This is a genomic window from Streptomyces xanthii (assembly GCF_014621695.1).
GTDB classification, from domain to species: domain Bacteria; phylum Actinomycetota; class Actinomycetes; order Streptomycetales; family Streptomycetaceae; genus Streptomyces; species Streptomyces xanthii.
In genome coordinates this window covers 4,763,041-4,783,365 of sequence record NZ_CP061281.1, presented here as the reverse complement: position 1 = coordinate 4,783,365, position 20,325 = coordinate 4,763,041, and the positions used below count along the sequence as shown (strand labels likewise).

General features: G+C 71.5%; 18 protein-coding genes and 1 other RNA gene. 4 read left to right on the top strand and 15 right to left on the bottom strand.

Annotated features, from left to right (window positions below; genetic code table 11):
* Positions 1 to 5: 5 nt before the first annotated feature.
* Positions 6 to 548 carry a GNAT family N-acetyltransferase gene (locus tag IAG42_RS21625; protein WP_188338612.1) on the bottom strand — a complete coding sequence of 181 codons (543 nt, stop codon included), beginning with the start codon at positions 546 to 548 and terminating at the stop codon, positions 6 to 8.
* 92 nt (positions 549 to 640) lie between these two features.
* Between IAG42_RS21625 and IAG42_RS21620 the strand changes: the two genes are divergently transcribed.
* Positions 641 to 1,156: an anthrone oxygenase family protein gene (locus IAG42_RS21620; protein ID WP_223206108.1), complete on the top strand. Its 516-nt coding sequence runs from the start codon at positions 641 to 643 to the stop codon at positions 1,154 to 1,156.
* A 195-nt stretch (positions 1,157 to 1,351) separates the two neighbouring features.
* On the opposite strand, the gene IAG42_RS21615 is transcribed toward IAG42_RS21620, so the two are convergent.
* The 6 genes from IAG42_RS21615 to IAG42_RS21590 form a co-directional block, all read right to left on the bottom strand.
* Complete coding sequence (locus IAG42_RS21615) at positions 1,352 to 2,512, bottom strand: uroporphyrinogen-III synthase (RefSeq protein WP_188338610.1); 1,161 nt, start codon at positions 2,510 to 2,512, stop codon at positions 1,352 to 1,354.
* Positions 2,513 to 2,617: 105 nt separating this feature from the next.
* Positions 2,618 to 3,964: a nitrate/nitrite transporter gene (locus IAG42_RS21610; RefSeq protein ID WP_188338609.1), complete on the bottom strand. Its 1,347-nt coding sequence runs from the start codon at positions 3,962 to 3,964 to the stop codon at positions 2,618 to 2,620.
* A 331-nt stretch (positions 3,965 to 4,295) separates the two neighbouring features.
* Entirely contained in the window at positions 4,296 to 5,660 is a 1,365-nt protein-coding gene (locus IAG42_RS21605) for an acyltransferase family protein (protein ID WP_223206107.1), read from the bottom strand.
* Complete coding sequence (locus IAG42_RS21600) at positions 5,657 to 7,849, bottom strand: polysaccharide deacetylase family protein (RefSeq protein ID WP_188338608.1); 2,193 nt, start codon at positions 7,847 to 7,849, stop codon at positions 5,657 to 5,659. The genes IAG42_RS21605 and IAG42_RS21600 overlap by 4 nt, the downstream gene beginning before the upstream one ends.
* Positions 7,850 to 8,563 (bottom strand): hypothetical protein, encoded by a 714-nt coding sequence (locus IAG42_RS21595; RefSeq protein ID WP_188338607.1) that lies wholly within the window; start codon positions 8,561 to 8,563, stop codon positions 7,850 to 7,852.
* Between the two features lie 214 nt (positions 8,564 to 8,777).
* Entirely contained in the window at positions 8,778 to 9,755 is a 978-nt protein-coding gene (locus IAG42_RS21590; RefSeq protein WP_188338606.1) for a LysR family transcriptional regulator, read from the bottom strand.
* 83 nt (positions 9,756 to 9,838) lie between these two features.
* On the opposite strand from IAG42_RS21590, the gene IAG42_RS21585 reads away from it, so the two are divergent.
* Positions 9,839 to 11,164 (top strand): MFS transporter, encoded by a 1,326-nt coding sequence (locus IAG42_RS21585; protein WP_188338605.1) that lies wholly within the window; start codon positions 9,839 to 9,841, stop codon positions 11,162 to 11,164.
* Positions 11,165 to 11,278: 114 nt separating this feature from the next.
* Positions 11,279 to 12,019 (top strand): SDR family NAD(P)-dependent oxidoreductase, encoded by a 741-nt coding sequence (locus IAG42_RS21580; protein WP_188338604.1) that lies wholly within the window; start codon positions 11,279 to 11,281, stop codon positions 12,017 to 12,019.
* 148 nt (positions 12,020 to 12,167) lie between these two features.
* Here the strand turns inward: IAG42_RS21580 and ssrA are convergent.
* The 5 genes from ssrA to ftsE form a co-directional block, all read right to left on the bottom strand.
* Positions 12,168 to 12,536, bottom strand: a transfer-messenger RNA (tmRNA) gene (gene ssrA / locus IAG42_RS21575).
* Positions 12,537 to 12,662: 126 nt separating this feature from the next.
* Positions 12,663 to 13,214: an SsrA-binding protein SmpB gene (gene smpB / locus IAG42_RS21570; protein ID WP_223206106.1), complete on the bottom strand. Its 552-nt coding sequence runs from the start codon at positions 13,212 to 13,214 to the stop codon at positions 12,663 to 12,665.
* 19 nt (positions 13,215 to 13,233) lie between these two features.
* Positions 13,234 to 14,397, bottom strand: a complete 1,164-nt coding sequence (locus tag IAG42_RS21565; RefSeq protein ID WP_188338603.1) for a S41 family peptidase — start codon at positions 14,395 to 14,397, stop codon at positions 13,234 to 13,236.
* Positions 14,398 to 14,475: 78 nt separating this feature from the next.
* Positions 14,476 to 15,393, bottom strand: coding sequence for a permease-like cell division protein FtsX (gene ftsX, locus IAG42_RS21560; protein WP_188338602.1), 918 nt, complete (start codon positions 15,391 to 15,393; stop codon positions 14,476 to 14,478).
* 38 nt (positions 15,394 to 15,431) lie between these two features.
* Complete coding sequence (gene ftsE / locus IAG42_RS21555) at positions 15,432 to 16,121, bottom strand: cell division ATP-binding protein FtsE (protein WP_026245701.1); 690 nt, start codon at positions 16,119 to 16,121, stop codon at positions 15,432 to 15,434.
* Positions 16,122 to 16,441: 320 nt separating this feature from the next.
* Between ftsE and IAG42_RS21550 the strand changes: the two genes are divergently transcribed.
* A complete protein-coding gene (locus IAG42_RS21550; protein WP_188338601.1) occupies positions 16,442 to 16,636 on the top strand; it encodes a hypothetical protein in 195 nt (64 codons plus the stop codon).
* 86 nt (positions 16,637 to 16,722) lie between these two features.
* Here the strand turns inward: IAG42_RS21550 and IAG42_RS21545 are convergent, their stop codons facing one another.
* The 3 genes from IAG42_RS21545 to IAG42_RS21535 form a co-directional block, all read right to left on the bottom strand.
* Positions 16,723 to 17,565, bottom strand: coding sequence for a hypothetical protein (locus tag IAG42_RS21545; RefSeq protein ID WP_188338600.1), 843 nt, complete (start codon positions 17,563 to 17,565; stop codon positions 16,723 to 16,725).
* A 293-nt stretch (positions 17,566 to 17,858) separates the two neighbouring features.
* Positions 17,859 to 18,965, bottom strand: coding sequence for a peptide chain release factor 2 (gene prfB / locus IAG42_RS21540; protein WP_188338599.1), 1,107 nt, complete (start codon positions 18,963 to 18,965; stop codon positions 17,859 to 17,861).
* Positions 18,966 to 19,009: 44 nt separating this feature from the next.
* Complete coding sequence (locus IAG42_RS21535; protein WP_188338598.1) at positions 19,010 to 20,248, bottom strand: serine/threonine-protein kinase; 1,239 nt, start codon at positions 20,246 to 20,248, stop codon at positions 19,010 to 19,012.
* Positions 20,249 to 20,325: the final 77 nt, after the last annotated feature.

The window sequence follows — 20,325 nt, the reverse complement described above, 5'->3', positions numbered from 1 at the left end:
CGGGCCTACTTGGGAATGTGGGCGGGCGGATCGTCGTGCAGGATCCGCTGGAACAGCACGTGGTCGCGCCACGCGCCCGCGATGTGCAGGTACCGCGGCGCGAGCCCGTAGCGGACGAACCCGCACTTGGCGAGGACCCGCTGCGAGGCCTCGTTGTCGGTGAGCGTGCCGGCCTCCAGGCGGTGCAGGCCCAGCTCGTCGCGGGCGGCCCGCGCCACCTCCTCGACGGCGGCGGGGATCAGCCCGCGCCCCCGGTACTCCCCGTCCACCCAGTACCCCAGGCTGGCGCTGCACAGCGGCCCGAGCACGATCCCGGTCAGCATGACCCGGCCCACGATCCGCTCCCCGTCGACCAGCACCCAGGTCGCGCTCTGCGGCTGCGTGATCCGCTCCGCCTGGGCCGCGGCCGTGTAGTACCCGGCGTCCCGGTACGGCTCGGTCGCCGCGAGGTGCGCCTTGTTGCGGATCTGCGCGTCGGCGAGCGCCTGCGCGTCGGAGAGGACGGCACGGCGCAGGGTGATGTCGGGGGTGATCGCTATGGACGCCATGCGCGTACGGTACGCGGCCGCGTGGACGCTCGCGTATGCGCCCGCGCGGCTCGGCGATGTCCGGCGCCGCCCGGCCCGCCTTGACTGGAGGCATGACACAGACAACGGGTTCCGTCAGGCGCGCAGGGCGACTCGACGGGTGGGTGCTGGGGGCGGCGACCGTCGCCACGGGGCTGGTCGCCGGGTCGTTCTACGTGTTCGGCTGCGCCGTGATGCCGGCGCTGGCGCGCAGCGGCGACCGTACGTTCATCGAGGTCATGCAGAACATCAACGCGGTGATCCAGAACCCGATGTTCTTCCTGGGCTTCCTCGGGGCGCTCGCCCTGACGGGGGTCGCGGGCTGGCGGCTCCGGGCCGCCGCCGGGGTACGGGGCTGGGCGTGGGCGGGGCTGGTCCTGTACGGGCTGGCGTTCGTGCTGACCTCGGCGCTGAACGTGCCCCTCAACGACGCGCTCGCCGCGGCGGGCCCGCCCTCCCGCATCCCGGACCCCGCCAGGGTCCGGGGGGACTTCGAGGGCCCCTGGGTGACCTGGAACGTGGTGCGGGCGGTGCTCTGCACGGGGGCGCTGGGCTGCCTGGTCCGTGCCGGGTTCCGGTTCCCCCGTTGACCGCGGGCCTGTGGGGGCTGGTCGCACAGTTCCCCGCGCCCCTGGAAGGCATGCGGCTTCGCCGCGCCTTCCCCCGACACCAGGCGCCCCGCACCTTGATCGGGGAAATGCGCCCGAAGGGCATGCATTTCAGGGGCGCGGGGAACTGCGCGAGAAGCCCCACCGGACCCGCACCCGGCGACGAAACCGACGGAGTCACCCCGCGTCGACGGCCAGCCGATACCCCCGCTTGACCACGGTCTGGATCAACTTGGGCGTACCCAGGGCCGCCCGGAGACGAGCCATCGCCGTCTCGACGGCGTGCTCGTCCCGCCCCGCCCCCGGCAGCGCGGAGAGCAACTCGGCCCGGGACACGACCCACCCCGGCTGCCGCGCCAGCGCCCCGAGCAGGGCCATACCGGCCGGCGGCACGGCCCGCAGGTCCCCGTCGACGAGCACCGCGTGCCCCCGGATCTCGACCCGGTGCCCGGCGAGCCGCAACACCCGGGCCCGCCCGGGAAGTTCCCGGCACAGCACCTGGACGAGCGGCCCGAGCCGGAACCGTTCGGGCTGCACCGTCTCGACCCCGCGCGCCTGCAGCGCCAGCGCCGTCACGGGCCCGACGCACGCCGGCAGGACGTCGTGCCGCAGCGCCGACAGCACCTCGGGGAGCAGTCCCCGTACCTCGGCGCGTTCCAGCAGGGACACGGCCGCCGGCGCGGACGTGAACGTCAGCGCGTCCACACTCCGGGCGACGGTCGCGTCGAGCAGCCGGTCCACGGGCCCGAGGTCCTCCGGCGGCAGCCACCGGTACACGGGCACGCCCACCACCTCGGCCCCGGCCTCCCGCAGCGCCTCGACGAACCCGGGCAGCGGTTCCCCGTGCAGCTGCACGGCCACCCGCCGCCCGTCGACGCCCTCGGCGAGCAGCCGTTCGAGGACCTCGGCCATCGACTCGGAGGACGGCGACCACTCCTCCGTGAGCCCGGCGGCGCGGATCGCCCCCTTCACCTTGGGCCCGCGGGCCAGCACCTCGACCCCGCGCAGCCGGGCGAGGAGCTCCTCGCCCAGGCCCCAGCCGTCGGCGGCCTCGACCCAGCCGCGGAATCCGATCGCGGTCGTGGCGACCACGACGTCCGGCGCGTGGGCGAGCAACTCCTTCGTCGCGGCGAGGAGTTCGCTGTCGTCGGAGAGCGGCACGATCCGCAGGGCGGGCGCGTGCAGCACGGCGGCTCCGCGGCGCCGCAGCAGGGCGCCCAGCTCATCGGCGCGGCGGGCCGCGGTGACGCCCACGGTGAACCCGGCGAGCGGCCCGTGCGCCTGCTCCGGCTGCGGCTCCGGCCCCGTACCGGCGGCCGTCTGCTGTTCCTCGTCCATGTTGCTTCTCGTCCCGCTCGACGGTCGTCCCGTTCCCACCATGTGTGCCGAGCCTGTCAACGCTCCGTGTCAGGTCAGGATCGGCGTCATTGCGTCCGTGTTACCTCACACCTCCGCGTAGCTGAGCTGCGGCTTCGTACCGGTGGCCGGTGCCGCTACCGTACGGGCGGCCGAGCGCCGAAGGTATACGGCCCACGTCACACCGAAGCAGACGGCGTAGAAGACGAGGAAGGACACGAACGCCCCCGTGCCGGTGCCGGCGCTGAGGAAGGACTGGCGGAAGGCGAGGTTGATGCCGAGGCCGCCGAGCGCCCCGACGGCCCCGATGAGCCCCATGGACGCCCCGGACAGCCGCCGCCCGTACGCGTCGGCCTCCTCGCCCGCGAGCCCCATGCCGAGCGCCTTCGCGCGGAAGATGCCCGGGATCATCTTGTACGTGGATCCGTTGCCGAGTCCGCTGAGCACGAACACCACGATGAACGCGGCGGTGAACAGCACCAGCGACTCGCGCACCGACGCCACGATCACCACGCCGGTCGCCGCGGCCATCGCCACGAAGTTCCACAGCGTGATGCGGGCCCCGCCGAACCGGTCGGCGAGCCGGCCGCCGACGGGCCGGATGAGGGAGCCGAGCAGCGGGCCGATGAAGGTGACCCCGGCGGCCTGCAGCGGGGTCCGTCCGAACTGGGTCTGCAGCACGAGCCCGAAGGCGAACGAGTACCCGATGAACGACCCGAACGTCCCGACGTACAGGAACGACATGATCCACGTGTGGATGTCCCTGACCGCCTCCTTGGCGGCCCCGGTGTCGTTCTTCACGGTCGCCAGGTTGTCCATGAACAGGGCCGCGCACACCGCCGAGACGACGATCAGCGGGATGTAGACGCCGAGCAGCACGCGCGGGCCGCCGCCCGCGCCGATCACCGCGAGCGCGATGAGCTGCACGACGGGCACCCCGATGTTGCCGCCGCCCGCGTTCAGACCCAGCGCCCAGCCCTTCTTCCGCATCGGGAAGAAGGAGTTGATGTTGGTCATGGAGGAGGCGAAGTTCCCGCCGCCGATCCCCGTGAGCGCCGCGCACACCAGGAACGTCCCGTACGAGGTCCCCGGTTCCATCACCGCGAACGCGGCGACGGACGGCACGAGCAGCAGGCTCGCCGCGATCACCGTCCAGTTCCGTCCGCCGAACAGGGCGACGGCGAAGGTGTACGGGACGCGGACGAACGCGCCGACGAGCGTCGCCGTCGACACGAGGAAGAACTTCCCCGCCGGGTCGATCCCGTACTCGGGCCCCATGAACAGCACCATCACCGACCACAGGGTCCACACGGAGAAACCGATGTGCTCGGAGAGGATCGAGAACGCCAGATTGCGCCGGGCGACCTTGGCGCCCGACGCCTCCCAGAACCCCGTGTCCTCCGGATCCCACCCCTCGATCCAACGCCTGCGCATGCTGTGCCTCCAGGTCACGTCCGGCTGATGTGTCCTGAAGGTAGGAACCCGGCGTTTCCGCGCGGTGCGCGATGAGGTGACCGGCCTGGAACGTTGCGCTCACCCTCCGGGGTGCCGGGTCGTGAGTCCCCGGCGCCGAGTGTTCCGGTCTCGTGCACCACCGCGGGCCGGTGGGGCTTCTCGCGCAGTTCCCCGCGCCCCTGATGAGGCTGCGCCTCATCGGGGAAATGCGACGCGAAGCGTCTGCATTTCAGGGGCGCGGGGAACTGCGCGACCAGCCACGACGAGAGCCGCGGCCGCCCGACAAGGGCACTCCGCAGACGAGATGGCGCTACCCCCGCCGAGCCCCGCGCGCACCCTTCCGCTTCGAACCGTCCGGCCAAAGACGAGGAGACCGCTTCGCCGCGAGGTCCTCGATCCAGCCGACCCCGACGACCGCCAGCGCGATCAACGGCCACACCAGGACGAACATCCAGATCATGTACGTCGTGTCCAGCGCCCCGCTCCACCGCTCGTTCTCCATGAACGGCAGGTCGTACGCGAGGTCGATGATCGGCACCGTCGCCATGATCAGCATGTTGTGCCAGAGGTAGATCGTGACGGCCCGGTTGTTGGACAGGGTGACGACCTTGTCCCACTTGGCCAGCCGGCCGGGCAGCTCCTGCCAGGACGGCGAGTACTGGAGCAGGATGACGACGAAGCCGAAGGACCAGGTGGCCTGGGCCAGCGGGATGTCGTTGAGGTCCCAGCCGTCGGGCCCGAGGTGCCCGGAGGCCCACCACAGGCCGAAGGCCATGACGAGCGCGGAGCAGGAGACGGCGAGGTAGCGCGGGACCTTGGCGAGCAGCCCCTCGTGGTGGGCGAAGCCGAGCACCCAGCAGCTGCCGTAGACGGCGAAGTCGGTGACCGCGTTGCCCGTCTCGCCGGGGATGGTGACGATGCCGGTGCCGACGATCGCGGTGAGGCCGAGCGGGGCGAGCAGCGTCGCCCACGGCACCTTGCGGAACGCCCAGAGCAGCAGCGGCGAGGCGATCACGAACCACATGTAGGCGCGCAGGTACCAGAGCGGACCGGCGGCCTGGGCCGGCCAGGTGTCCTCCAGCAGGCCCGCCTTGTCGCCGAGGTGCCAGGGGAAGCTGGGGGCGCCGATCGGCACGAGGTAGTTGAAGAGGCTGATCCAGCCCCAGGTGCCGCCGTTGTCCGGGTCCTTGCCCGGGTTCCAGCCGCCCGCGAAGAGCAGCGTGAGGACGGCGACGCTGAACGCCCACATCGGCGGAAGCAGGCGCCGGATGCGGCCGCGGATCACGCCGAGGGCGGGCCGGCTCAGCGAGCGGGCCATCAGGGATCCGGCGAGCGCGAACATCACGCCCATGGACGGGAACAGCACCGTCAGCCAGGCCCAGCCGAACAGGTGGTAGACGACGACGCGGACCAGCGCGGTGGTGCGCAGCAGGTCGAGGTAGCGGTCACGGCCGGGCTTCTTGGGCGCGGGCTTCTTCGCCTCGGGCGCCTCGGGGGCCTCGGGCACATCGGTGACCGGAAGGGCCGCCGTCTGCGCGGGCTGCTCCGGCACGTGGGCGTACTGGGGTTCCGCGTACTGCGGCGCCCGGTACTGAGGGTCCTGGTACTGCGGCGTCCGGTACTGAGGGTCCCGGTACTGGGGTTCCCTGTACTGGGGTTCCTGGGGATACGTCATGCCACCGGCCTCCTGTCGTCTCCGGCCACCGCCGCGTTCCGCTGGTGCGGCAGCGCGCCCGGCGCCGCCCCCACCGCTCCGGTGCGGCGCAGCTTCTGCCAGCGCAGCCGGCCGCCGGTGAGCGCGGTGATCCAGGACTGGAGCAGCACGACGTACATCAGCTGCCGGTACAGGAGCTGCTGGAGCGGGAGGGATATGAGGTGGGTCATCCGTTCCTTGTCGAGGCGGAAGGCGTAGGCCGCGCAGACGGCCTGGAGGGCGAGGACGCCGAGCCAGGCGATGATCGTCTTCTGCGTGGGCCCGAACACGACGCCGTAGAGGAAGAAGACGTCGATGAGGGGCGCGAGCAGCGGTGCGAGGACCATGAAGAGGGAGACGAGGGGCAGGCCGACGCGGCCGAAGCGGCCGGAGGGGCCGGACTCGACGAGCGCGCGGCGGTGCTTCCAGATGGCCTGCATCGTGCCGTAGGACCAGCGGTAGCGCTGGGACCAGAGCTGCTGGACGGACTCGGGGGCCTCGGTCCACGCGCGCGCGTTCTCCGCGTAGACGACCTGCCAGCCCGCGCGGTGCAGCGCCATGGTGACGTCGGTGTCCTCGGCGAGCGTGTCGTCGCTCATGCCGCCGATGGGCTCCAGGGCGCTGCGCCGGAAGGCTCCGACGGCGCCGGGGATGGTCGGCATGCAGCGCAGGATGTCGTACATGCGGCGGTCGAGGTTGAAGCCCATCACGTACTCGATGTGCTGCCAGGCGCCGATGAGGGAGTCCCGGTTGCCCACCTTGGCGTTGCCGGCGACGGCGCCGACGCGCGGGTCGCCGAACGGCTGGACGAGCTCGCGGACGGTGGACGGCTCGAAGACGGTGTCGCCGTCCATCATCACGACGAGGTCGAAGCGGGCGTTGGCCAGACCGCGGTTGAGGGCGGCGGGCTTGCCCGCGTTGAGCTGGCGGACCACGCGCACGTTGGGCAGCCGCAGGTCCTCGACGATGCGGGCGGTGCCGTCGCTCGAGCCGTCGTCGATGACTATGACCTCGATGGGGTGCTCGCTGAGCATGAGCGAACGGACCGTGTTCTCGATGCACTTCGCCTCGTTGTAGGCGGGCACGAGGACCGAGACGGGCTCGGTGATCGGCGGGCCCCAGGCGAAGCCCTTGCGGCGGACGCGGCGGGCGTGGATCACGGAGAGCAGCAGCATCAGGACGAAGCGGCCCATGACGAGGACGCCGATGACGGCGAGCCCGCCGACCAGCACGGTCGTGATGTTCTCCGAGGCCTGCACGGCGTAGATCCAGGCCTTGCCCTTGGCCAGTTCGAGACCGGTGACGGGCGTGTGGGCGCTGGCGATGCCGAGGGCCTCGGTCAGGTTCTGGAACTTGTAGCCGTGGTGCTGGAGGTCGGGCAGGAAGCGGTCCAGCGCGGCGACGGTCTGCGAGCGGTCGCCGCCGGAGTCGTGCATGAGGACGATGGCGCCCTTGCCGTCGTGCGGGGTGGCGCGGCGGATGATCTCGTCGACGCCGGGGCGCTGCCAGTCCTCGCTGTCGGTGTTGTTGACGACCGTGATGTAGCCGCGTGAGCCGATGTACTTCGTGACGGGCCAGGACTTGTCGTCCATGGCGTCGGCGAAGGAGGAGTACGGCGGCCGGAACAGGGAGGTGCGCACGCCGGCGGCGCCTTCGAGCGCCAGCTGGTTCTGCGACAGCTCCCAGTCGATGCGCTTGCTCGACTGGTAGGAGAGGTCGGGGTGGTTGAAGGTGTGCAGGCCGACCTCGTGGCCCTCCTCGACCATGCGCTGGACGAGGTCGGGGTAGCGGGAGGCCATGGTGCCGGTGACGAAGAAGACGGCGTGCGCGTCGTGCTTCTTCAGGACGTCGAGGACCTTGGGGGTCCACTCCGGGTCGGGGCCGTCGTCGAAGGTGAGGACGAGCTTGTGGTCGTCGATGGACCGGCTGCTCTCCTGGCCGCCCCGGGTGTCGATGACGGGGCCGCCGTCGAGGATCTTCTCGGGGACGTGGTCGGTGGCCGCCTCGGGCTGGATGCGGTGGTCGGCCATGATCTCGCTGTGCACGTAGCCGCGGAGCATGAGCATCGCGAGCATCGCCACGAGGAGCAGGACGGGCAGCAGATAGCGCAGCGGGAGCCGGCGTCTGCGGGCAGCGCTGTGCCGCCGGGGACGTGAGCGGTGGGACGACATCTACAGGACGCTGCTTTCGGGGGACGCGACGGGCGGGGCCGAGGCATCGGCGCCGGTGCTCGGGGCGAGGGTCCGGGACGCGACGGTGTCGGTGCCGCCGCCGGCCGGCTCGGCCGGCGGGTCGTCGGTCGGCTCGGCCGGGGGCGTCGTGGCGGGGTCGGTGGGACCGTCGGTCGGGCCCTGGGTCGGGGGCGGGTCGTCCGTCGGGTCCGGCGGGTCGACCGGGGGCGGGGTGGTCCTGCCGCCGCCGGTGGGGCGGTCGGCGGGGGTGGTGCCGGTGCCGGTCGTGGTGTCGCCGGGGGTGGCGCCGGCCGGCGCGGTGCCGGTCGTGGGGTCGGTGCTGGTGCCGGGCGAGGCGGAGCCGGAGTCGCTCGGGGACGGGGTGCCGCCGGGGGACGTGGTGGGCGTCGCGGAGTCGGCGGGGACGAGCGGGTCGCTGTCGACCTGCCCGGCGGGCCCCTTGTGCTCGGCCTCCATCGGCAGCCAGGGCGCGCTGGAGTTGCCCGAGAGCAGGGTGGCGACGACGACGACGGCGTACGCGGCGCAGGCGAGGCCGACGGCCACGCCTATGCGGCGGAAGGTGCGGCTGCGGCGCCCCGAGTCGTCGACGAAGACGGGGACTTCCTTGTCGTCCGGCGCGGGAGCACCCGGGCCCGACGTGGTCGCGAGGAGTTCGCTCAACTGGCGGCCCGCGCCGTCGAGCTGGACCGTCACCTCGTTCGGATCATGCGTCTGCCCTGTCAGGGCATCTTCACGCCAATTTTCCACCGTACGCTCTTCCCCCCAGGGGCATGTTTCATGGGGTGCGCACGCGACTGTCCGAGCATCGTCGACCGGACCGGGCCCCCACCCGATCCGGGCGCCCCCCTTATCACACTGCGCCCGGACCAAGAATGTAGCGCACCCGGGTGACGCTCGTGCCCACGCCTCAGGTCCGCCTCATCATGATGCGTGCATCCATGGTCGGAATCCAGCCATTCGCGGGACATTCGAGCCAGCCGTTGTCGGCCGCGAGGGCGGCCGCCGCCGCCCTCAACGCCTGGATTCCGGGGTGCTGTCGCCCCTTGCGCCACACCAGCGACACGGGTGACAGGGGCACCGGGTCGACGAGGGGTCTGCGGACCGTCCCGGGCATGGCCGGAAAGTCCACTCCCGTGAGGACGGGATTCCGGTACTTGGTCATGATCCGCCGGAATTCCTCCTGTCCGACGGCGAGCGGGGCCGGCGGCGCGACCTCGATGCCCCGCCCTTCGAACAGCCTCCTGGCCAGATCCGTCCACTCCGGGGTCCGCGGATTGCCCGCCCCCGCGTACACGGCCTCTCCCGCGAGCCGGTCCAGCGGCACCGCGTCGAGCGCGGCCAGCGGATGGTCCTCGGGCAGCACGATCGCCATCGGCTCGTAGCGCACCGGCTGCTGGTCGAGGCGGGCCCGGACGGCCGGGTCGAGTCCGGCGAAGCGGCCGAAGGACACGTCGAGGCGCCCGGCGAGGATCTCGGCGGCGGCGCCGGTCAGACCACTCTCGTAGCGGGTCATCAGCTCCTGCTCGGGGGCGAGTTCGCGGGCCCGCGCCAGCACGCGTTCGTGCACGAGCCCCGGACTGTTCACGTCCACGAGGAGCGGCCCGCGCTCCGGCGGGGGCCCGGCGAACGCGGCGAGCAGCGCGTCCTGCGCCTCGATCGCCCGCCGCGCGTGGGGCAGCAGCCGCGCCCCGTCGGCGGTGAGCGCGACCTGCCGGGTGGTCCGCGTGAACAGCTCGGCGCCGAGCTCGCGCTCCAGGCGCCGGATGTCCCGGCTCAGCGCCTGCTGGGCGACGTAGAGCCGGGCGGCGGCCCGGGTGAAGTGCAGTTCCTCGGCGACGGCGAGGAAGGCGCGCAGCAGACGGGGTTCGACGTACGACGACGGCATCGCCCGAACTTACAACGCAGCCGCGTGAATCGGCACCGAACAGGTGTTGGACCCCGGCCCCGCACCGCGGCGAGGCTCGTCCCATGCCAGACGCCCTCACCCCCTCCCCCGCCCCCGATGCCCTCCCCGGCGGCACACCCTCCGGCGCCGGCACCCTCCCTGAGGCTCCCGCCACCGACGACGGCGCACCCCACCAAACCTCCACCCGCCCGGCCCGTCGCTCCAACTCCTACCGCCGTCTCTTCTCCGTGCCCGGCGCCCTCGCCTTCACCCTCGGCAATCTGCTGGCCCGGTTCCCGCAGGGCATGTTCAGCATCAGTGCCGTGATCATGATCTCGGGGGTGCGCGGCTCCTACGCGCTCGCCGGGGCCGTCACCGCGACGGGCCTGGTCGCCAACGCGGTCGTCGGCCCGTGGACGGCACGCCTGGTGGACCGGTTCGGGCAGGCCAGGGTGGCGGTGCCCGCGGTCGCGGCCTCGGCGTGCGGTTCGCTCGGGCTGCTGCTGTGCGTGCGCTTCGGGGCGCCGGACTGGACCCTGTTCGCCGCCTACGTGGCGACGGCGGCGACGCCCAACACGGGCGGGATGTCCCGGGCGCGCTGGGCGCACCTGTTCGCGGACGATCCGGACGCCCTGCACACGGCGAACTCCTTCGAGCAGGCCGCGGACGAGTTCTGCTACATGCTCGGCCCGGTCGTCGCCGCCTTCCTGTGCGGCTCGCTGTTCCCGGAGGCGGGCACGCTGGCCTCGGTGTTCCTCATGGTCAGCGGCATCCTGGTCTTCGCCGCGCAGCGCTCCACGGAACCCCCGGTCCACGCCCGTACGGAGCACGCGCGCACTCCGCTGCGCGTGCGGGGCATGCCGCCGCTGCTCCTCTCCTTCCTGGCGACGGGCGGGATCTTCGGCTCGCTCGAGGTCGTCACGGTGGCGTTCGCCGACGCGCAGGGCCACAAGGTGTGGGCGGGCGCGATCCTCGCGCTGCAGGCCGCGGGCTCGGGTGCGGCGGGCCTGGTCAACGGCGCCCTCAAGCCCACCGGCCCCGCCGACCGCAGGCACCCGCTGTGCGTGGCGGCGATGACGGTCCTGATGACCCTGCCGCTGCTCGCGGCCGCGCTCACCGGCTCCCTGTTCGTGCTCGGCGGGGCGCTCCTGATCGCGGGCATGGCGACGGCGCCGACGATGGTCGCGGGCATGACCCTGGTCCAACAGCGCACACCGGCGGCCCAGTTGAACGAGGGCATGACCCTCGCCGTGACGGGCCTGCTCGGCGGCATCGCGTGCGGCTCGGCGGCGGGCGGCACGGCGGTGGAGCACTGGGGCGCGACGGCGGCGTACGCGGTGCCGGTCGCGGCGGCCGGCTGCGCCCTGCTTCTGGCCCTGTACGGCTACACCCGCCGCCCCGGCCGATAACCACCCCTTCATTTCCGCATCACGGAAAGCAATTTCCATCTAGCGGGAATCCGTGATCCACTCCCCCGGCAAGCAGCACGCCACACAGGCACCGACACAGCAGGGGGCAGTCACATGGGAGAGAACCGCGTCGCGGTCATCACGGGTTCGTCCTCCGGGATCGGCGCGGCCATGGCCCGCCGTTTCGCGGCGGAGGGCCTGCGGGTCGTCGTGAACTCGGCCGGCAGCGAGGCCGCGGGACGGGAGCTGGCCGCACAGCTCCCCGACGCGGTGTACGTGCGCGGCGACGTGTCCGACCCGGCCGACGCGCGCCGGATCGTCCGGACCGCGATCGACACGTACGGCCGGCTCGACGTGCTGGTGAACAACGCGGGCGCGACCCGCTTCATCCCGCTCGACGACCTCGACGCGGTCGGCGCCGACACCTGGCGGGACCTCCTCGACGTCAACGTGATCGGCGTCTGGCAGATGGTCACGGCCGCGGCCCCGCACCTGCGCGCCTCCGGCGCCGGAGCGGTCGTCAACGTCTCCTCGGTCTCGGCGACCCGGGCGCTGGGCAGCTCGATCCCGTACGCGGTGAGCAAGGCGGCGGTGAACCACCTGACCCGGCTGCTCGCCTCCCAGCTCGGCCCGGAGGTCCGCGTGAACGCCATCGCGCCCGGCCTGATCGACACCCCCTGGTACGCGGAGGCCGAGGAGGTCTGGGAGAGCTCGCGGGACTGGATCACGGCCAACACCCCGCTGCGCCGCGTGGGCACGCCCGAGGACGTGGCCGAGGCCGCGCTCTACCTCCTGGACGCCGCGTACACGACGGGCGACGTCCTCACCGTGGACGGCGGCCGCCACATCGTCTGAGCCCGGAACCGGAACGACAAAGGCCCGGCCGTCGAAGACGGTCGGGCCTGTATCGCATGGGATGAGGGGGTCTGGGGGGCATGCCCCCAGGAGTCCCGACGGGGCGGACTCGGCTCGCGCAGTCCGCGAGCAGAATCCGGGCACCGCCTCGTGGAGATGGCGGGAATCGAACCCGCGTCCAACGGTGAACAAACAGGGCTTCTCCGTGTGCAGTCTGGTACGAGTTTCTCGGCCCTCCGGATCACCCAGACAAGTCCGGAACGGGCTCAGTCACTGTTTGATTTCCCTCTTCACCCCGTGACCGGGATCAAGGTTTAGTCCCCTAGCTGATGCCAGGATCCGGGTCGGGAACAGCCCCGGGCTGACACTTCGCAAGTCGCTACTTAGGCAGCGAGGGCGAAGGAATCGCGCTTGGTGTTGGCGATTATTGGTTGCGACATATGGTTTACGAGATCATTGCCGCTTCCTCGACACGCTTCCCCTGCTTCGACATCCGCTGTCGAAACCGATCATCCCCATGTTGTTTTTTCAAAGTGGGCCTCGCGACCCGGTGTCCCCGCGGTGGAGGACGTGTTCCATCGTACGTGACCAACGCACGCGGGTGCCAGCCTATTCCCACGGCCCCGCGCCCCGCGGCTACGGCTCAGCGCTCGCGCGCCCGCTGACGCCGCTTGGCGGCCGCGATGGCGCGGTCCGAGTCCCGGCGGTCCTGCTGCTCGCGCAGCGTCTGCCGCTTGTCGTACTCCTTCTTGCCCTTGGCGAGCGCGATCTCCGCCTTCGCGCGGCCGTCCTTGAAGTAGAGCGCGAGCGTCACGATCGTGTGCCCGGTCTCCTGGGACTTCGCCTCCAGCTTGTCGATCTCCTCACGGTGCAGGAGCAGCTTGCGCTTGCGCCGCACCGCGTGGTTGGTCCACGTGCCCTGGCTGTACTCGGGGATGTGGGCGTTGTGCAGCCACGCCTCGTTCCCGTCGACCTGGACGAAGGCGTCGGCCAGGGACGCGCGCCCCTGGCGCAGCGACTTGACCTCGGTACCGGTCAGCACGATGCCGGCCTCGTAGGTGTCCATGATCAGGTAGTCGTGCCGCGCCTTCTTGTTCTGCGCGACGATCTTGCGCTTGCCGTCCTTCTTGGAGGACGCCGCCCCCTTGCCCTGCTTGGGCTGGGACTCCTTCGGTACGTACATTCCCTTGGCCATAGTGCTGGCCATTTTCGCACTACGAGGGGTCCCCGAGGCCACTCAATACTGTCTCGGCCCGACGCAGCGCCGCCGCGTCGACCTCCAGGTCCGGGGTGATGCCCCGGCCGTCGACGGTGCCGCCCGAAGGAGTGCGGTAGTGCCCGACGGTCAGCTCCACCACGGAGCCGTCGGGCAGCCGGCTCGGCATCTGGACCGAGCCCTTGCCGAAGGTGCGGGCGCCCACGACGACCGCACGGCCGCGGTCCTGCAGGGCTCCGGTCAGCAGTTCGGCCGCGCTCATCGTCCCGCTGTCGACGAGCACGACCACGGGTCTGGTGGTGTCGCCGCCGCGCTCGGCGTGCAGCGCCCGCTGCGTGCCGCGCACGTCGTAGGTGGCGACGAGCCCGCCGTCGAGGAACGCGGAGGCCGCCTTGACCGCCTCCGTGACCAGCCCGCCCGAGTTCCCCCGCAGGTCGAGGACGAGGCCGCCGCTCGCGGGGGCGGCGCGGACCGCGGAGCGCACCTGCGCGCCCGCGCCCTTGGTGAAGGCGCTCACCTTCACGAGGGTGCCGTCGGCGCCGAGCCGGGTCACGGTGACCGGGTCGGTGGACAGGGCCGCGCGGCGCAGGGTCTCGGTCCACGCGCGCTTGCCGCGCCGCAGGCCGATCTCTACGGCCGTGCCGGCGTGCTCGCCGCGCAGCAGGGCGAGGACCTCGGTGACGGGGCGTCCGGTGACGCGCGCGCCGTCGACGGAGGTGATCCGGTCTCCCTCACGGATGCCGGCCTCCCGCGCGGGCGAGCCGTCGCGCACCTTGGTGACCTGGAGGGCGCCGCCCGCGGTGCGCCGGGCCCACAGACCGACGCCGGTGTACTCGCCGTCGAGGGACTGCTCGAACTCCTCGTACTCGCCCTGGGAGTAGACGGCGGCCCAGCGGTCGCCGCTGCGGCTGACGGCCTCCTCGGCGGCCTGCGTGGGTGACTTGCCGTCAGCCATGGCCTCCGCGGCGGCCTCGGTGGGATCGGCAAGCGGCTCGCGGTGCGCGGCGGCGACCTTGTGGTCCTGCCGGGTCCCGGCCGCGCGCGGATCGCCCGGCAGTCCGCCGGCGGCGGCCCCCGCGGCGAGGACGCTCGCGAAGACCAATGTCAGGGCCGCCCCGCGGCCGAAGCGACGGGGCCGGGAGAACAGCTCCGGGCCGGACATGCCGGTGAGTCTAGGACAACGCGAAGCGCCGTACGGAAAGTTGACCCGTACGGCGCTTCTGTTCGCGGGGGACTCTCGTCACACCTTCAGGTACTTGCGCAGCGCGACGAACGCCGCCAGCGCCGGCATCAGCACGCTCACCGCGAGGATCAGCGGCAGCTTGGTCAGCACCGCGTCCCAGCCGATGAAGTTGATGAGCTGCAGCTTGTCCGACAGGGCGACGCCGTTGTCGATCACGAAGTACTGACCGGCCGCCAGGAACACGCAGGCGATGCCGCCGCCGATGAGTCCGGCGACCGCGGCCTCCATGATGAACGGGGCCTGGATGTAGAAGCCGGACGCGCCGACGAGCCGCATGATGCCGGTCTCGCGGCGGCGGCTGAACGCGGACACCCGCACGGTGTTGACGATCAGCAGCAGCGCGACGACGAGCATCACGGCCATCACGGCGCCCGCCGCGACGTTCAGGTAGCCGAGCAGCCGGAAGAGGTTGTCGAGGACGCCCTTCTGGTCCTGCACGGACTGCACGCCGGGCCGCCCGTTGAACGCGGTCGCGATGACCTCGTACTTCTCCGGGTCCTTCAGCTTGATCCGGTACGACTCCTGCAGCTGGTCCGGGGTCAGCGAACTGGCCAGCGGGGAGTCGCCGAACTGCTCCTTGTAGTGCTTGTACGCGTCGTCCTGCGACTCGTGCGCCACCTTGTCGACGACGGGCATCTTCTCCAGATCGGCGACGATCTGCTTCTTCTGGTCCGCGGTGACGGGGCCCTTGGCACAGTTCGGGTCCGACTCGGCGTCTCCCTTGTTGCACAGGAAGATCGAGACGTTGACCTTGTCGTACCAGTAGCCCTTCATCTGGTTGACCTGATCACTCATCAGGAGCGAGCCGCCGAACAGGGCGAGCGAGAGGGCCACCGAGATGATGACGGCGAAGGTCATCGTGAGATTGCGGCGGAGACCGACGCCGATCTCCGACAGGACGAATTGGGCACGCATGCGCTAACTGAGCCTTTCGCAGCTTCTCTCGGTACTTCTCAGTGCTGGTAGCCGTAGACGCCGCGTGCCTGGTCGCGGACGAGGCGGCCCTTCTCCAGCTCGATGACGCGCTTGCGCATCTGGTCCACGATGTTCTGGTCGTGGGTGGCCATCACCACGGTGGTGCCCGTGCGGTTGATGCGGTCGAGCAGCTTCATGATGCCGACCGAGGTCTGCGGGTCGAGGTTGCCCGTCGGCTCGTCCGCGATCAGCAGCTTGGGGCGGTTCACGAAGGCGCGGGCGATGGCCACGCGCTGCTGCTCACCACCGGAGAGCTCACCGGGCATGCGCTCCTCCTTGCCGCCGAGGCCGACGAGGTCGAGCACCTGGGGCACGGACTTGCGGATCTCGCCGCGGGACTTGCCGATGACCTCCTGCGCGAAGGCCACGTTCTCGCCGACCGTCTTGTTGGGCAGCAGCCGGAAGTCCTGGAAGACCGTGCCGAGCTGGCGGCGGATCTGCGGGACCTTCCAGTTGGAGACGCGGCCCAGGTCCTTGCCCAGGACGTGCACCTGGCCGTGGCTGCACCGCTCCTCGCGCAGGATCAGCCGCAGGAACGTGGACTTGCCGGAGCCGGACGAGCCGACCAGGAAGACGAACTCACCGCGCTCGACCTCCAGGGAGACATCCCTGAGAGCGGGCCGGGTCTGCTTGGGGTAGACCTTGGAGACGTTGTCGAATCGGATCACTGGTGCGCCTCGGAGCTTCGGGGGCGTCGGGGGCGGGGGTGTCCGAGACACCCCCTCGGTGTGCGTGACCATACGCGAATGGGGAGGCGGCGTGCAGGCGCCGTCCCCGGTTGCGCGTTTTGTCCTGGTGCACGGCCGGCGAGGCGCCGCTTTTGTCCACCCCGTAGCCGGTCAGGGCCGCTCTGTGGACCGAGGCGCGCCGAAAATCCCGGAAACTGGCACAGTGGTAGGGGGAACGGTCGCGTTTCCCGAGGCGTTGAGCGGAGAGAACCAGTGGGTATGTGGACGGCCGGCTCCGCCGCGCGTGAGGAGGACGGCGCATGACCTATGACCGGTTGGTGTGCGCGAACTGCGCGGCGCCCGTGAGCGAGGGCCGCTGCCCCGTGTGCCGGGCGAACCGCGAGCGGCTCCAGCAGGAGAACCCGCTGTCCGGACTCACCCCGATGGCGCTGATCGCCCTGCTCGCCGTGCTGATCGCGGCCGTGGCGCTGCTCGCGGCGCACCAGCCCGTGTAGCGGGGACGCGGAAGACGACGGAAAGGGCCCGGAGCCGTGCGGCTCCGGGCCCTTCGTCATGCCGTGTGCGCGCGGTGAGCGTCAGCTCACGCAGCGGCGCCGCGGTTGCCGGCGAGGCGCGGCAGCAGGCGGAAGCCCACACCGCCCGCGATCATCGTCGCGGCGCCGATCAGCAGGATGGTGGTGCCGGAGGAACCGGTCTCGGCGAGCTCGCCGTTCGAGTCCTTGCCGGTGCCGTTGCCGGTCTGCTGGGCCGGGGCGGAGCCCGTGTCGTTCAGGCCGTCCTCGGACTGGCCGCCCTGCTCGACGGGGTTGTTGTTGCCGTCGGGGTTGGTGTTGTCACCGCCGGTGGACGAGCCACCGCCGTTGCCGCCGCCGTTGTCGCCCGAGCCGCCGTTGCCGTTGCCGCCACCGTTCTGGTTGCCGCCGTTGCCGGAGCCACCGTTCCCGTTGCCGCCACCGTTCTGGTTGCCGCCGTCGGTGGTGCCGCCGTCCGTGGTGCCACCATCGGTCGTGCCGCCATCGGTGGTGCCGCCGTCGGTGGTGCCACCGTCAGTCGTACCACCGTCCGTGGTCCCACCGTCGGTGGTCCCGCCGTCCGTGGTCCCGCCATCGGTGGTGCCACCATCGGTGGTGCCACCGTCAGTCGTACCACCGTCCGTGGTCCCACCGTCGGTCGTACCGCCGTCGGCGCAGATGCCGGCCGGGCAGTCGTCTCCACCGGTGGTACCGCCGTCGGTGTCGCCCTCGTCCAGGCCGACATCCACACCGAGACCGTCGTCACCGGCGTGAACGTTCGCGTCGAGGCCGAGGATGCCGATGTTCACGTCAGCGGCGGAGGCGGCGCCCGCGGCGGTCAGCGACGCGCCAGCGGCGATCACCGCACCAGCGGCTATCCGCGCCACACGGATCCGCGTCTTCTTGGTCATCTGTCTGCTACCCCCAGTAGCCAATCGTCAATGGAGCAGCGCCAGGGCCGCGCGCTCGGACAGGGGCAGCAGAGGCCTTCGTACGACCCGCCCCCGTTCACACGCGTCCCACTGAATACGCATGCCGCGCGCAACCCTTCCCAGTTTTGCGATCAGCGTCAAGGCGGTTTGCGTACGCGATGCCCCATATCGGACGGTTCGACAGGGGAACGGATATGTGAAAGTGCCGTAAATGACAACTGCCGCCCTTGAGGCGGCAGTTGTCTTGTCGATAAAGCGGCGGGAACCGGCGCTTACTTCTCCTGCTGCTTGCGCCAGCGAATTCCGGCCTCGAGGAAGCCGTCGATCTCGCCGTCGAGCACGGACTGCGGGTTGCCGACCTCGAACTCGGTGCGCAGGTCCTTGACCATCTGGTACGGGTGCAGGACGTAGGACCGCATCTGGTTACCCCACGAGCTGCCGCCGTCGCCCTTGAGGGCGTCCATCTTGGCCCGCTCCTCCTGGCGCTGGCGCTCGAGCAGCTTCGCCTGCAGAACGTTCATGGCCGTGGCCTTGTTCTGGATCTGCGAGCGCTCGTTCTGACAGGAGACGACGATGCCGGTGGGGATGTGGGTCAGACGGACCGCGGAGTCCGTCGTGTTCACGCCCTGGCCGCCGGGGCCCGAGGAACGGTAGACGTCGATGCGCAGGTCCGACTCGTCGATCTCGACGTGGTCGGTCTGCTCGACGACGGGCAGCACCTCGACGCCGGCGAAGGACGTCTGGCGGCGGCCCTGGTTGTCGAACGGGGAGATGCGCACCAGGCGGTGCGTGCCCTGCTCGACGGAGAGCGTGCCGTAGGCGTACGGGACCTGGACGGCGAAGGTGGTCGACTTGATGCCGGCCTCTTCCGCGTACGAGGTCTCGTAGACCTCCGTCTTGTAGCCGTGGCGCTCGGCCCAGCGCAGGTACATGCGCTGCAGCTGCTCGGCGAAGTCCGCGGCGTCGACGCCGCCGGCCTCGGCGCGGATGTTGACCAGCGCCTCGCGGGAGTCGTACTCGCCGCTCAGGAGCGTACGGACTTCCATCTCGTCCAGCGCCTTCTTGACGGAGGTCAGCTCGGACTCCGCCTCGGCGCGGGTGTCCGGGTCGTCCTCCTCCTCGGCCATCTCGAAGAGGACGGAGAGGTCGTCGATCCGGCCACGCAGGGCCTCGGCCTTGCGCACCTCCGCCTGGAGGTGGCTCAGCTTGCTGGTGATCTTCTGCGCCTCTTCCGGGTCGTCCCACAGGGACGGCGCGGCCGCCTGCTCCTCGAGCACGGCGATATCTGCCCTCAGCTTGTCGAGGTCCAGGACGGCCTCGATCGACTCCATGGTCGAGGAGAGGGACTTCAGCTCTTCGGAAACATCGACGACTGCCACAGGACCAGCCTAACGGCTGGTGCAAGTGATCCGTTCCCGGTGCCTCACGGGTGGGCCGGAGCCGAATTGTTGCTGTCCGTCGGCGGGCCCTCGTCCGAGCCGGAGGAACCGGCCGCCCATATGCCGCCGCCCACGGCCAGGACCAGGACGGCTCCGGCGACACCGAACGTGAGGCGGCGACGCCGGGCCGAGGAGCGGTTGCGCGCCGAACCGGGGCGCGGGGCGCCGGACGCGCGGGGGGCGCGGGCGGTGCCGCGGGCGCCGCCGGCCAGCTCGTCCGGGGCCGGGACGCGCATGGAGGTGTGGGTGTCGCGGTTGGAGTCCGCGGAGGCAGCGCCGGGGACCAGCGGGACGGCGCCGCGGCGCGGGGCGGTTGGCCGCTCGGGCCCCTCCGCGGCGGCCTCCTGCTCCTCCGGCGCGGGGTCGGCGTCGGGCTCGTCGACGTCGAGCGGGGCCATGCCGACGAGCAGCGGCTGGAGCTCGCGCAGCCGGACGGCCAGCTCGGAGGCGCGCAGCCGGGAGGCGGGGGCCTTGGCGAGGCACTGGACCAGGAGCTGCCACAGCTCGTCGGGGATGCCGGGCAGCGGCACGACGGTCTCGGTGACGTGCCGGCGCAGGATCGCGCCGGGGTGGCCGCCGCCGAAGGGGGTGAAGCCGGCGAGCAGCTCGTAGAGGACGGTGGCGAGGGCGTAGATGTCGACGGCGGCGCGCGGCGGGAGGCCCTCGATGATCTCGGGGGCGAGGTAGTCGGGGGTGCCGACGACCTTGGAGGCGCGGGTGCGGCGCGGGGTGTCGATCAGCTTGGCGACGCCGAAGTCGGTGAGCAGGGCGGGGTGGGCGCCGCCGGGGCCGAGCGGGCCCTGCATGTCCAGGAGGATGTTCTCCGGCTTGACGTCGCGGTGGACGATGCCGGCGGCGTGCGCGGCGGCCAGGCCCTCGGCGACGTCGGCCGCGATGGCGACGGCGGCCTCGGGGGCGAGGCGGCGCTCGCGGTCGAGGCGGGTGCGCAGGTCGGTGCCGCGGATCAGGTCCATGACCAGCGCGAGGTCGTTGCCGTCCACCACCAGGTCGTGGACGCCGACCACGCGCGCGTGGTCGAGGCTCAGCAGGGCGGTGCGCTCCTGGACGAAGCGGCCGACCAGCTCCTGGTCGGAGGCGAGGTCCTCGCGCAGCAGTTTGATGGCGACGGGCCCGTCGGGCCCCTCGCCGAGCCACACCGTGCCCGCGCTGCCGCGGCCCAGGATCTGGTGGGCGGTGTACCGGCTGCCGATCTTCCGTGCCAAGACTGCTCCTACAGACGCGTGTTGGCGCCCAAGCTACGCGGCTCGGGCGCCGACCAACGCATCAGCGGCGGAAATCA

Coding starts and splice junctions, on each gene's coding strand:
- IAG42_RS21625 (WP_188338612.1), bottom strand. CDS start 548: ATGGCGTCCATAGCGATCACCCCCGACATCACCCTGCGCCGTGCCGTC.
- IAG42_RS21620 (WP_223206108.1), top strand. CDS start 641: ATGACACAGACAACGGGTTCCGTCAGGCGCGCAGGGCGACTCGACGGG.
- IAG42_RS21615 (WP_188338610.1), bottom strand. CDS start 2,512: ATGGACGAGGAACAGCAGACGGCCGCCGGTACGGGGCCGGAGCCGCAG.
- IAG42_RS21610 (WP_188338609.1), bottom strand. CDS start 3,964: ATGCGCAGGCGTTGGATCGAGGGGTGGGATCCGGAGGACACGGGGTTC.
- IAG42_RS21605 (WP_223206107.1), bottom strand. CDS start 5,660: ATGACGTATCCCCAGGAACCCCAGTACAGGGAACCCCAGTACCGGGAC.
- IAG42_RS21600 (WP_188338608.1), bottom strand. CDS start 7,849: ATGTCGTCCCACCGCTCACGTCCCCGGCGGCACAGCGCTGCCCGCAGA.
- IAG42_RS21590 (WP_188338606.1), bottom strand. CDS start 9,755: ATGCCGTCGTCGTACGTCGAACCCCGTCTGCTGCGCGCCTTCCTCGCC.
- IAG42_RS21585 (WP_188338605.1), top strand. CDS start 9,839: ATGCCAGACGCCCTCACCCCCTCCCCCGCCCCCGATGCCCTCCCCGGC.
- IAG42_RS21580 (WP_188338604.1), top strand. CDS start 11,279: ATGGGAGAGAACCGCGTCGCGGTCATCACGGGTTCGTCCTCCGGGATC.
- smpB (WP_223206106.1), bottom strand. CDS start 13,214: ATGGCCAAGGGAATGTACGTACCGAAGGAGTCCCAGCCCAAGCAGGGC.
- IAG42_RS21565 (WP_188338603.1), bottom strand. CDS start 14,397: ATGTCCGGCCCGGAGCTGTTCTCCCGGCCCCGTCGCTTCGGCCGCGGG.
- ftsX (WP_188338602.1), bottom strand. CDS start 15,393: ATGCGTGCCCAATTCGTCCTGTCGGAGATCGGCGTCGGTCTCCGCCGC.
- IAG42_RS21550 (WP_188338601.1), top strand. CDS start 16,442: ATGACCTATGACCGGTTGGTGTGCGCGAACTGCGCGGCGCCCGTGAGC.
- IAG42_RS21545 (WP_188338600.1), bottom strand. CDS start 17,565: ATGACCAAGAAGACGCGGATCCGTGTGGCGCGGATAGCCGCTGGTGCG.